Source organism: Methanobacterium alkalithermotolerans (assembly GCF_018141185.1).
In the GTDB taxonomy this organism is placed as follows: Archaea; Methanobacteriota; Methanobacteria; order Methanobacteriales; family Methanobacteriaceae; genus Methanobacterium_F; species Methanobacterium_F alkalithermotolerans.
This window is the reverse complement of sequence record NZ_CP058560.1, coordinates 692,576-705,643: the sequence shown is the minus strand read 5'-3', so window position 1 is coordinate 705,643 and position 13,068 is coordinate 692,576. Positions and strand designations below refer to the sequence as shown.

9 protein-coding genes and 2 tRNA genes are annotated in these 13,068 nt (G+C 37.4%); 6 read left to right on the top strand and 5 right to left on the bottom strand.

Annotated features, from left to right (window positions below; all coding sequences use genetic code 11):
* Positions 1-136: 136 nt before the first annotated feature.
* From HYG87_RS10975 to HYG87_RS03295, 3 genes are all read left to right on the top strand, one after another.
* Entirely contained in the window at positions 137-1,951 is a 1,815-nt protein-coding gene (locus tag HYG87_RS10975; protein ID WP_249164882.1) for a pseudomurein-binding repeat-containing protein, read from the top strand.
* Between the two features lie 95 nt (positions 1,952-2,046).
* The gene (locus HYG87_RS03300; protein ID WP_211533811.1) at positions 2,047-2,403 is read left to right on the top strand and encodes a rhodanese-like domain-containing protein; all 357 of its coding nucleotides are present in this window, start codon (positions 2,047-2,049) and stop codon (positions 2,401-2,403) included.
* A 39-nt stretch (positions 2,404-2,442) separates the two neighbouring features.
* Positions 2,443-3,210 carry a hypothetical protein gene (locus HYG87_RS03295; protein ID WP_211533810.1) on the top strand — a complete coding sequence of 256 codons (768 nt, stop codon included), beginning with the start codon at positions 2,443-2,445 and terminating at the stop codon, positions 3,208-3,210.
* A gap of 120 nt (positions 3,211-3,330) precedes the next feature.
* Here the strand turns inward: HYG87_RS03295 and HYG87_RS03290 are convergent, their stop codons facing one another.
* The 4 genes from HYG87_RS03290 to HYG87_RS03275 form a co-directional block, all read right to left on the bottom strand.
* Positions 3,331-4,482 carry a thiolase domain-containing protein gene (locus HYG87_RS03290; protein WP_211533809.1) on the bottom strand — a complete coding sequence of 384 codons (1,152 nt, stop codon included), beginning with the start codon at positions 4,480-4,482 and terminating at the stop codon, positions 3,331-3,333.
* Positions 4,483-4,493: 11 nt separating this feature from the next.
* Complete coding sequence (locus HYG87_RS03285; RefSeq protein ID WP_211533808.1) at positions 4,494-5,534, bottom strand: hydroxymethylglutaryl-CoA synthase; 1,041 nt, start codon at positions 5,532-5,534, stop codon at positions 4,494-4,496.
* Between the two features lie 299 nt (positions 5,535-5,833).
* Positions 5,834-5,907 (bottom strand) — tRNA-Gly (locus HYG87_RS03280).
* A 2-nt stretch (positions 5,908-5,909) separates the two neighbouring features.
* Positions 5,910-5,983 (bottom strand) — tRNA-Gly (locus HYG87_RS03275).
* A gap of 236 nt (positions 5,984-6,219) precedes the next feature.
* Between HYG87_RS03275 and HYG87_RS03270 the strand changes: the two genes are divergently transcribed.
* Entirely contained in the window at positions 6,220-7,593 is a 1,374-nt protein-coding gene (locus HYG87_RS03270; protein WP_211533807.1) for a DASS family sodium-coupled anion symporter, read from the top strand.
* Between the two features lie 90 nt (positions 7,594-7,683).
* On the opposite strand, the gene cobQ is transcribed toward HYG87_RS03270, so the two are convergent.
* Positions 7,684-9,222, bottom strand: coding sequence for a cobyric acid synthase CobQ (gene cobQ, locus HYG87_RS03265; RefSeq protein ID WP_211533806.1), 1,539 nt, complete (start codon positions 9,220-9,222; stop codon positions 7,684-7,686).
* A 204-nt stretch (positions 9,223-9,426) separates the two neighbouring features.
* Between cobQ and HYG87_RS03260 the strand changes: the two genes are divergently transcribed.
* Together HYG87_RS03260 and lonB are read left to right on the top strand one after the other, a co-directional pair.
* Positions 9,427-10,623, top strand: a complete 1,197-nt coding sequence (locus HYG87_RS03260; protein ID WP_211533805.1) for a PAS domain-containing protein — start codon at positions 9,427-9,429, stop codon at positions 10,621-10,623.
* Positions 10,624-11,021: 398 nt separating this feature from the next.
* Positions 11,022-12,920: an ATP-dependent protease LonB gene (gene lonB, locus HYG87_RS03255; RefSeq protein ID WP_211533804.1), complete on the top strand. Its 1,899-nt coding sequence runs from the start codon at positions 11,022-11,024 to the stop codon at positions 12,918-12,920.
* The last annotated feature ends 148 nt before the right edge of the window (positions 12,921-13,068 follow it).

Here is a 13,068-nt window from a genome sequence, read left to right as displayed (position 1 = left end):
ATTAACTAAATCATGCCTTATTTTACCATTAAGGCTTTTAAGTGCTAATATGCTGGATTTAACAACAAGAAAATTAATTTTTGCAATGTTGTTAATTATTATCATTGCATTAATAATAAACGTCGATGAATCTATAATGCCTATTAAAGATCATCCATCAATGGAAAATATTAATTCAAATTCTAATCCACCTTTAAACCAGGTAAGTGCTAGTCAGAATGTTAATTTAATTTCCACCGGTAAATCCTATTCTATAACACAATTATGTGATGCTAGCATTCGGGTTAATCAATTTATAGAGATTAACCGACGTTTACCTGGTTCAGTAACCATTGCTGGTCAGAGTGTGCCTATGTCTGATTTTCTTTATTTGTTGAGTAGGGCTGTTGTTAATTTGGATGGTGGTGTTACTTCGTCGGTGGTGCATTATCGTGTGGGTTCTCCGGTTTATAGTCGGGATGTGATTAGTACGGGTAATGTTTTGCGAGGGGAGTATGTGGGTTTGGCCCGGGATGTTAATTCGGTGGTACTGTCTACTGGTGTTTCATCATCGTCAATTAGTTCTTCCCGTGGTAATATTGGTTTTGAGTCTCAGGTTTATCTTTTTTCTCGTATTGTGGCTTTTTATGGGTCTCAGAATAGGCTTCCTAATTTTGCGGGTGTTAGTCCCTGGACGGGGCCTAAGTTACCTGATCCTCCAGTCATTGAGCCTCCTGAAGAAAAACCTCAACCGGACCAGTTAGTTTCAACTGGCAATACGTATTCTATTACACAAATAGTCGATGCAAGTAGAAGAGTCAGGGACTTTGTTTCCACTAATAACCGGCTGCCTGATCAGGTAACCATTGCTGGTCAGAGTGTTCCTATGTCTGATTTTCTTTATTTGTTGAGTAGGGTTGTTGTTAATTTGGATGGTGGTGTTACTTCGTCGGTGGTGCATTATCGTGTGGGTTCTCCGGTTTATAGTCGGGATAAGATTAGTACGGGTAATGTTTTGCAAGGGGAGTATGTGGGTTTGGCCCGGGATGTTAATTCGGTGGTGGAGTCTACTGGTCGTGCTCCATCATCCATCAGTTCTTCCCGTGGTAGTGTTGGTTTTGAGTCTCAAGTTTATCTTTTCTCTAGAATAGTTGCTTTTTATGGAACACAAAATAGACTCCCCAACCATGCCTCCCTGAGTCCCTGGAATGGCCCTAAATTGCCAGATCCACCTGCAGGTGAAATTCCTCAGGAGCCTAATGGTGATGTAAAAATTATTAACACCGCCACTGGTGGAAATGTAACCTTGAATCCCTATGTAAATAAATATCTTCCCCAAACTCAACTGAGTCAAGAAATAGTCTCTAAAGCCAATCAGGGAACTCCCATGGTGAGTTTTGGAACGGGAGAACCGCAGGTAATGATTGTTGCAGGATTACATGGCAATGAAATACCTGCCACCATAGCCGCAATGCGCCTTATTAATTATTTAGATGGAAGAAAGTTGAAGGGAACTGTACATATCATACCCTTTGCCATTCCTTACACCACCTCCATTAATAACCGGCTATGGCAGGGACAGGACCCTAACCGGATTGCCAATATTCCGGGAACTCCCTCTAATATCATCTTAAATAAAGCCAAAGAATTAGATGTAGCAGGGATGGGTGATTTTCACTCTACTCAACCAGGAGGAGTACCAGGTAAAACTTCTATAATATGTACCCAGGTACCAACCTACCAGAGTTATAACCTGGCCTCTTACATCAGTCAGCAAACAGGATCCCAACTGATTAATCATAATACTGCCGGGGTGGTTTATCCCGGGGGTTTAGAAGATGAGGGAAGTAAAGCAGGAATTCCGTCTATAATTGGAGAGGTAATGTCTCCTCATGGATATGCAGACTCAAACACCATAAATATTTCCTATCAACAAATGCTTGCCCTTCTAAAATATTATAACATACTGTAATTTTTTTCAATTTCCTGGAGGATACTGGGGCAAAATATTAAATAATAATCAACATTATTTAATCTTAGAAATAAAAAATCCCCGGGGAATTACTAATGTTTAAAAGAAAGAGAAGTACCATTAAAAGCAAGGTTAAAGATATAAGTCCCTCTGAAGCTCAGGACTTAATACAAAATAATAAAGATAAACCATCTTTTCTGCTTCTGGATGTAAGAACACCAGAGGAATTCCAGCAATCTCACCTTAATGGGGCAAAACTAATTGATTTTTATGCCAATAATTTTACTAAAGAAATAATGGAACTGGATAAATCTAAAAAATATTTGATATACTGTCGTACCGGAGTTAGAAGTTCTAAAACAATGAAATTAATGGAAAAAGCAGGCTTTAAGGAAGTATATAATCTCTCGGGTGGCATAACCCGCTGGAATAAAAGTGGATTACCCCATTAAACTTATCAAATATTAAAATACCCTTTCGGATGTTTTCACATGAAACAGTTTTTAATTACTCCTTCTATGGGGAAAAAACTAATTGCTAAAGCAATGCTTAAACACCCTTCCATTCAAAAAACCTTAAATAAGGGCAAATTAGTTATAGTAGCTGGAACCACCAACGGCTATATAGCCGAGGAAATTTTAACCAAAATTAAACAACAGAATCAATTCTCCAGGGATAGATTTTTTAGAGGTATTACTGTACCATTTAATATACAAAGAACCCCGGAAGGTAGACTTGTCGATGAAAATGTGTTTAAGGGAGATGTGGTGATAATTGATGGCCAGTGGAAAAGGGGACTTACCATATTTGATGTAGTAGATGATCTTCAAGAAGGAGACGTTATCTTAAAAGGAGCTAATACTCTTAACCTATCCTTGAAACAGGTGGGGATATATATTGGCAATCCCCAGGGGGGAACGATACTGGCTGCACTAAAAGCCCATGTGGGCCGTAGAGTAAAACTCATTTTACCGGTGGGGCTGGAAAAAAGAATTCCAGAGGATATTAATGAAATTGCCTTAAAATTAAATCAACCCGGCGCCAAGGGACCAAGAATGCTTCCAGTTCCAGGGGAAATCATTACTGAAATAGATGCTATTAAGATGCTATCTGGTGCAGATGCATTTCCTGTAGCTGCCGGTGGAGTAGCAGGAGCTGAAGGGAGCATATATCTTGCTGTTAGTGGAAACAAAAAACAAGTTAAATTAACTGAAGAAATCATGAAAACGATATCTGCAGAAGATATTTTTAGATTATAATTTAGCTAGAGATTAATATTTTGAAATATCATTCTCTTTAAATGATCTTTATAAAAAAATAATCGGCTATTAATGAAAATAAAAATAAATATTTGAGGTAAAACCTTTTTTTTTTTGATTTTACCGGGATAATATGTGTATAGCGGCAGTTCCACCAGTTCCACCAATATTGTGGGTCATACCTACTTCGGCACCTTCCACCTGGCGCTTACCTGCTTCGCCTCTTAGCTGCCATACAATTTCAGCTGCTTGCGCAATACCAGTTGCACCTAAGGGGTGGCCTCTAGCTTTTAAGCCTCCGGAAGGATTTACTGGTATTTCACCATCAAGACGGGTCATACCCTCTTCAACAGCCAGTCCTCCTTTTCCTTTCTCCACAAATCCTATATCTTCTATGGCTAAAATACCATTTATACTAAAGCAATCGTGGACTTCTATGGTGTCAATATCTTCAGGTGTGAGTTTAGCTATTTTAAATGCCTTTTTAGCTGCGTGGACGGTGGCATCAATGGTGGTGATACTCTTACGATCATGCAGTGCCAGTGAACCTGAAGCCTGTGTAGATGCTTTCACATAAATAGGAGTGTCCGTGTACTTTTTAGCATCTTCTGCAGGACATACTATGGCCGCTGCAGCACCATCAGAAATAGGGGAACAATCCAGTAACCTTAAAGGATCTGCAACCATGGTGGAATTCATTACCTGATCCACATTTATTTCCATAGGAAATTGAGCCCGTGGGTTTTTAGCAGCATTTTCGTGGTTTATCACCGAAACCATGGCTAACTGTTCTCTGGTGGTTCCATATTCATGCATATGCCTGCGGGCCATCATGGCATAAAGTGAAGGGAAAGTCACACCTTGCTGAGCTTCCCATTCCTGATCAGAAGCAGTGGCAATAGCAGGGGTGGGATCAACCACATCAGTCATCTTTTCTACACCTGCAGAAATAACAATGTCATGATATCCCGAAGCCACGGCCATTATACCGTTTCTTAATGCCAGGCCTCCTGATGCACACGCTGCTTCTACACGAGCGCAGGGTATAGGAGTTAAACCGGCATGATCTGCTATAAGCGAAGCTATATGTTCCTGATTAACAAAAAGACCTGCTGACATATTTCCCACATACATCGCTTCCAGGTCCCCGCCCTCTATATTGGCGTCTTTAATTGCACCTAAACCAGCGTCAGTAATCATGTCCCGGAAGGAAACATCCCAAAGTTCTCCAAATTTTGTTTGTGAAACTCCAATTATTGCTACATCTCTCATGATAATCCCCCTTAAGCCATTTTCAATTTATCTTTAAATTTAGCATAAAGTGCATAGTCCACATAGCACTTATTTTGTATCATATCTTGGACTTTAGGGGCCAGATCCCGTTTTTCTTCAATTTTATCAGTAACTGTAATGCTAAATGCATCACTACCGGCCCCTGATCCATAGGATACAGCCAATATTTTATCACCGGCCTGTGCTACATCCAGAATAGCGGCAAGTCCCAGAGGTGTGGCACCAGAATAAGTATTTCCAATGACTGGAGTTAAAAGACCATGTTGAACCTGTTCTTTCTTAAAACCCAGTTTTTTAGCTGCTTTTAGATAAAACTTGCCATTGGGCTGGTGGAAAACAGCGTAATCGTAACTGGATGCATCAGTACCCATCTTATCAAACATTTCATTTGATGCGGCAATAACATGTTTAAAGTAGGCAGGAACTCCGGTAAATCTACCTCCATGTCTTGGATAGGGCATTCCTTCCCGTCGGTAAAAATCAGGAGTATCGGTGGTATAGCTGCAGGTGAAATCAATATCTGCAATGGTGTCTTTTTTACCAATAATGTAAGCGGCCCCTCCTGCAGAAGCAGTATATTCTAAAGCATCTCCTGGAGCTCCTTGGGCAGTGTCTGCTCCTACTGCCAGGCCATATTCTACTATATTTGAATCTACTAAACCCATACATGCTTGCATACCCGCAGTACCGGCTTTACATGCAAATTCCATGTCAGCTGCGGTTAAATGGGGTGCAGCATCTACTGCTTCAGCTACAATTGTAGCTGTAGGTTTTACAGCATAAGGATGAGATTCAGACCCTACATAAACTGCTCCTATCTTCTTAGAGTCAATAACCGCTCTTTCTAAAGCATATCTGGATGCTTCTACTGATATGGTAGCAGTATCCTCGTCAGAAGCAGGTACGGATTTTTCCTGTACAACTAAACCTCTGGAGATTGCTTGAGGATCGTCACCCCATACACGTGCTATTTCTTCTACTTTTATTCTATATGAAGGTACGTAAACTCCATATCCAACAATTCCTGCCATTAACATCACACCATGGTATAATTTAATTGATTATTTTTTAAGTTAATTTTTTTAAAAAATTTAATTTAATTTCCCTTTTGTAATTAATTCCATTTTTCTGGTATCACTTTAATAAGTTTTCCCTTAAAAAAATAAAAGTTCATGATACTAATATAATTTCATAATTTTGTAATAAATCTAATATCTGAAAATTAAAGATTATGGTAAAATTTATTATATTATAATCATCAGCAATAGATTATTATTTAAAATCAATTAACAATTTATTGGCCTAATTTCTACAATTAAAATACTAATAATGCGGCTGCCGGGATTTGAACCCGGGCTGTAGGCTTGGAAGGCCCAAGTACTAACCAGACTATACTACAGCCGCAATGCGGCGTCCGGGATTTGAACCCGGGTCACTGGCGTGGCAGGCCAGAGTCTTAACCAGACTGGACTAACGCCGCATGTAGTGCATACCATGATTTGAGTTCATCATATATAAAGTTTTAGGTAAAATCTGCCAAATTTAGTAATAAGAGTTAACAATCAATCCAAATTTGATTTAATGAAAAAAGCAATAGTTGGTCCAGTTTATTATTAGAATACTAATTATCGTATAAATTTATATACTAATTTTAAATATTATTATTTTAAATGAAGTTATAATAATCATTTGGTTTTAAATTTCAAGGAGCAAAGAATGAATATAAAAAAAATTGGTTTACCCCTGGCTATAATAGTAGCCATACTGGTTATGATTTTTCCTTTGCCGGGTTTAAGCTTTTCTGGCCATGCTGCTATTGCATTACTAACTTTTGCCGTGATAATGTGGGCTACTGAAGCTGCTCACCTGGCAGTAACCTCTTTAATTATACTATTTATTCAACCAATTATCGGCGTGGCCAGTTTTCCTGACGCAGTAATTGGATTTGCCAACCCCATACTATTTTTAATGATTGGTGGTTTTATTATTGCTGAGGCCATTCGAAAAAGTGGTCTGGCCCAGCGTTTAACCTATCTCATGCTTTCTAAATTAGGGACTTCTTCCAGCAGAGGTTTATTTGTCAGTGTGTTTTCTTCAGGGATTCTTTCGGCCTGGATTGAAAATGTGGTTGCTTTTGCCATGCTCTTACCCATAATTAAAGAAATAGTCATTTTAATGGGATGTGAAGAACCCCAAAAAGGTAAAAGTAACTATGCCAAGGCCATGGTCCTGGGGGCATCATTTGGATCCCTGGCAGGAGGGTTTGGAACTGAAATTGGAACTGCTCCCAACTTGATGGCAGCAGCCTATACCGGCATTCCTTTTGTGAACTGGATGGTATTTGGATTTCCCCTGGCCATTACATTAATGATTATTATCTGGAAATTATTGGGTGTGATTTTCCCCTCAGAAGTTAAGGGTATTGTGGGAGGGGATACTACTATAACCGATAAGCTGGACAAACTGGGAGTTCTATCACGGGATGAAAAAATAAGTATCGTTATTTTATTATTTACCATTTCATTATGGATTACCACTGGTTTAACGGGAATTGATAGCTACTCCGTGGCCCTTATTGGGGCAGTTTTATTTTTCTTCTCGGGAATAGTGAACTGGAGAGATGCCCAGAAAAATGTGGACTGGGGACTAATAATATTCTTTGGAGGAGCACTATCTCTAGGGGCAGCTTTACTTAATACTGGTGCAGCTGAATGGTTAATTAAGGATATTGTTTCCTTGATGGGTTCGGACCCATCAGTGCTACTTATTACTATAGTTTTAATGCTGGTGGCTGTTATCATAACTCAGGTAATGTCCAATATAGCACTATCAGCTATTTTAATACCTCTTTCAGTCACTCTGGCGAATTCTCAAGGCCTGGCTGTTGGAACCTATGCTGTTCCCGTGGCCATAGCATGTTCCCTGTCATTCATGCTTCCTATGGCTGATCCCACCGTTGCAATGGCCTATGGAACTGGATATGTTAAATTAAAAGAAATTGCAAAAGCAGGAGTACCCCTGGTTATAATTGGGATAATATTAACCGTTCTGGTAATATTCACCCTGGCTCAACCATTTTTAGCTGCTTAAACGCGGATGGAGGGTGAAGGGTAAATAAAATACTCATTTTTTTCAGGTTCCTGCCTATTAAATCTTATAACCTAAAAAAGAGAAATTTCATCAATTCTTTTTTATATTCTCTAAGACCATTTTATCCACAAATTCCATATCCATGTTATTTTCTACTATTTCTGCTAATCTATCAAGTGAAAACTGCTTACTATTTTTAAAGGGGTCTTCTGAAAATCCTAATTTTTTCAATCCTTTTTTTTCTCGCAGGTAATCAGTAAAGGCCCTTCTGAAATAATAGTTGTGGAATATTCCATGGAAATAAGTGCCCATAATATTACCTTCAATTGCACCATCATAATCAGATTCAAGAGTATTACCACACCCTTTAATAATCTTTAATAAGGGCTTAGTAGTGTTTATTTCAGTAATACCCTCATGCAATTCATATCCCGTTATAGTTTCAAGGGGAATATCTTTCAGGAAACCCTTATTTATTAAAAGGCCCTGGCTACGGCTTATGATTTTGGGAACCTTTCCAAAATATGTGACGCTATCTAAAAGGCCCAAACCTTTTACCGACCCATATTTAGATTCTTTCAAATTTTCATCAACTATTTCGTTTCCCAGCATTTGATAACCACCGCAAATACCCATAATAGGGATTTTTTTAGATAATTCTCGTATTTCATCCGAAAAACCCCCTTCATTTAGTGCTATCATATCATTAACTGTATTCCTGGTGCCGGGAATTATAAGTGCATCTATATTCCCTATTCTATCTCCTATTTCAATTAGCTTCAATCCAATATCTGGTTCATATTCCAGTGGATCCAGGTCAGTAAAGTTAGATATTCGAGGTAAACGCATAACTCCTATAGTTATATCTCCATTTCCCCTATATTTTCTCTCAGAAAGTGACGCTGAATCTTCTTCAGGTATTTTAAGGCTATGATCATAGGGTAAAACTCCCAGGACAGGAACCCCTATAATTTTTTCAATCTGCTGAATCCCCGGCATTAAAATATCCAGATTACCTCTGAATTTATTAATTACCACTGCTTTAATTCTAGATCGGTCTTTTTCATCTAAAAGTGAAAATGTCCCTGCTATTGATGCAAAAACACCGCCGCGATCAATATCTGCCACAAGTATTACATCGGCATCAGCCAGATGAGCAATTTCCATGTTGGCAAGATCTCTATCTCGCATATTAATTTCTGCGGGAGAACCAGCACCTTCTATGAATATTAAATCATATTCATTCTTCAAATATTCTAAAGACTCTGAAATAGCCTCCAGGGCCTGGTCTCTGAAATTTTGTTGATATTCGTAGAAATTCATATCTCCTGCAGGCTTACCATGTACAATTACCTGGGATATGAAATCTTCTTTAGGCTTAAGAAGGACAGGGTTCATATGATGGGAAGGTTCCAGACCAGCTGCTTCTGCCTGAAAAACCTGGGCTATGGCTATTTCTGCATTTTCTTTTGTGGTATAAGAATTCAAAGACATGTTTTGTGACTTGAAGGGAGCAACCCTGTAACCCCTGCGGGAGTAGATACGGCATAAAGCTGCCACCATGATGCTCTTACCTGCATTGGAGGATGTTCCCTGGACCATAATGCACTTGGAATTTAATTGAGACATTGAAAACCTCTTTATTATAAAATTATAAAAAACTTTTAACAAAAAATTCATTTATTTTTAGTGGTATTAAGATGGATTTGCTTATATTTTTATTTATCCCTGTAGAAGGGATAATCTTTAATAAAAATAAAGAGATATTTAATTTTATAATAATTGTTATTTATCTGACTTTATATATCATTGGAAATGAAAGGTGGCAGTATTATGGATACCATGGATCAGGACGAATTATTAAAAATAGCATTCAATAAAGTGAATGATATTATCACCATAATTGAAATTAAAGATGATGGCCGGGCAGGCAATTTTATAAAAGTAAATGATGTGGCAGTAAAAAAATTAGGTTATTCTCCTGAAGAATTTTCACAGATGAGTCCTAGAGATATTGGTTCTACTCCCCTTGAAAATAAAAAAAAGATAAGGGAACTTATCACCCAGGGAAGAGTTTATTTCCAGAGGAATTATTTTACTAAAGATGGCAAAACCATCCCGGTGGAGATTAATTCCCATATTATTAATTTAAAAAATAAAAAAGCAGCATTATCTGTGGCCAGAGATATAAGTGATCGCCAAGAAAGTGAAGAACGACTTAAAGATTTTTTTGATAATGCTACGGATCTTATTCAAATGGTAAATTCTGATGGGACTTTTTTATATGTTAATGAGGCATGGAAAGACGTTTTAGGCTATAGGGATGATGAAATTCAAAATTTGAATATATTTGATGTTATTCATCCAGAACACTTAGAACAGTGCAGGGATACTTTTGAGAAGGTTTTTAATGGTCATAAGATTGATGAAATTGAAACTGGATTTAAAACTAAAAATGGTCAGGAAGTCGTACTTGAAGGTAATATAAATCCTAAAATAGATGATAATGGAAAAGTAGTTTATACTCGAGCAATTTTCAGGGATGTTACCGAAAGAAAACATTATGAGATGGAAATTCAAAGATTGGCCAGTATCGTAGAGTCTTCTGGTGATGCTATAGTGGGCTATGAGATGGATGGAACCATTTTTAACTGGAATCCCGGTGCAGAAAAAATATATGGATACTCCTATGATGAAATTATAGGTAAAAATGTTTCATTACTAATGAAAAAAGAAAAATGGGAAGAAAATTTAAAAAATATTGAAAAAATTAAAGAAGGAGGCGTGGTTTCCCATTTTGAGACTACCCGCTTTAGAAAGGATGGATCCACCTTCGATGCTTCCATATCTTTATCTCCTATAAAAAATTCTCAAGGTGAGATTATAGGGATTTCTACCATTGCCAGGGATATAACAGGGAGTAAAAAAGCCCAAAAAGCACTAAAAGATAGTGAAGAGAAATACCGAAGAATTGTAGAAAAATTTATACAAAATGCCCTGGCTTTAATTGGTGAAATAAATAAGGAGTGATTTTTTATAAAATACATAAATTGTAGCAATCCTTATTAATAACCACGAACAAAAATTATCTATATAATTATATTCATTATAACCATATTATTTCTAAAAAAACAAATTTCATCATTTACTTTATTAATATATCTTTAATTCTCTATTATTCTTTAATTAGAATAATAAACTAAGGAATCAATATAAAAGCGTATAATAATGCCTTTTTACCCTTTTAAGAGAATTATATTAATAAAAAAAAGATTAACTGTAGGAGTAATATAATCAGGTATATATAGTATAATATTAAAATAAGTTTATGTTAGTAAAACATTTTTTCTAACTAAAAATTATTTAAAATTTATTGATTATAAAAAACCTTAATATGAGTATCAATTTATGGAGGCACTCGAAAATTTATGAAAACTACCATCAAAGCATCTAATTCAGAAGATTCAGTTGCTTATGAAACTTCAGAAGATATCGAGGTACCTGATAGGCTTGTAGACCAGATTATTGGTCAGGAAGAAGCTGTGGAAACCATTAAAAAGGCGGCCAGGCAGCGCAGAAATGTACTGCTTATTGGTGAGCCTGGTGTTGGTAAATCTATGTTAGCACAATCTATGGCGGAATTACTTCCTCCTGAAGAATTACAAGATATACTGGTTTATCCTAATTTAGAAGATTCTAATAATCCTTTAATAGGAGCACTACCTGCCGGGGAAGGAAAACAAATTGTCATGAACCATAAGGCCAAATCCAAAGGTCAGGAAGAAAAGAAAAATATGTTTATGATCCTGATTATTGGATTAATCCTGGTAATTGGTTTTATGCTTCAGCAGTATTTTGTGGCAATTATTGCAGCAGGGATAGTATTTTTGGCCCTAAATCAAATGAGGCCTAAAACTACGGTCATGGTTCCTAAATTACTGGTAAATAATGAAAATAAAAAAATAGCTCCTTTTATAGATGCTACTGGAGCTCATGCCGGTGCTTTACTGGGTGATGTAAGACATGATCCTTATCAATCTGGAGGACTGGGAACCCCTGCCCATGAAAGAGTGGAGTCTGGAATGATTCATCGCTCTCATAATGGAGTTCTCTATATAGATGAAATTGGAACCATGAAAATGAGAACCCAGCAAGAATTATTAACTGCCATGCAGGAAGGAATGTACTCCATAACCGGACAGAGTGAAACCAGCAGTGGTGCTATGGTGAGATCTCAGGCTGTACCCTGTGATTTTGTACTGGTTGCATCTGGAAATATTCAGGTCCTGGAAGGCATGCACATTGCCCTTAGATCCAGGATTAGGGGTTATGGTTACGAAGTTTACATGAAAGACAGCATGCAGGATACTCCAGAAAACAGACAGAAACTGGCTCAGTTCGTGGCCCAGGAAGTCAAGAAAGATGGAAGAATACCTCACTTTTCAAAAGAAGCCATGGACGAAATAATGCTGGAAGCACAAAGAAGAGCCGGTAAAAAAGATTCTCTAACCCTTAAATTAAGAGACCTTGGAGGGTTAGTCCGTGCTGCAGGGGATATTGCTAAAGGAGAAGCTGCAGATTATGTAACCATGGATCATGTGGTGAAGGCAAAGAAACTAGCAAGGACACTGGAACAGCAAATTGCGGACCGTTACATTGTACAAAAGAAAAAATACAGGGTATTCCAATCTGAGGGTGGTCAAATAGGCAGTGTTAATGGTTTAGCTATAATAGGAGATAGAAGTGGTATCCTACTACCTATAGCTGCTGAGGCTGCACCTGCCCAGAGTAAACAAGAAGGAAGAATAATAGCCACCGGTAAACTGGGAGAAATAGCTAAAGAAGCAGTACAAAATGTTTCTGCCCTGATTAAAAAACACACCGGAACCGATATATCCAACTATGATATTCACATCCAGTTTTTACAGGCCTATGAAGGTGTGGAAGGAGATAGTGCCAGTGTATCAGTGGCTACAGCAGTAGTATCTGCCTTAGAAGAAATACCCGTTGATCAATCCGTGGCCTTAACTGGTTCTCTAAGTATCAGGGGATATGTATTGCCGGTGGGTGGTGTAACAGGCAAAATCGAAGCTGCTGCAGAAGCAGGCATTAAAAAGGTTCTTATACCTAAATCCAATATGCAGGATGTTATGATTGAAAGCCGTTACAAGGATAAAATTGAAATTATCCCTGTGGAAACTCTAAGCGATGTTTTAAAACATGCTTTAATAGGCAAGGGGAAAAAAGGACTGGTGGATCAAATGCAAAAAATCAGTGAAATGGTCCCCCGGGGAATAATTCCTAACCCTTCTACCAACAAGTCTTAAATTATTGAGTTAAAATTATTTTTAACTCCTTTTTTTTTATAATTAAATTTAATCTTCATTTTACATTTAAAACAATTTTTACCTAATTTCTTATGTCTTAAATGTATTTTATAAAAATATATTTTACTATTTTACTAAAAAAATAATA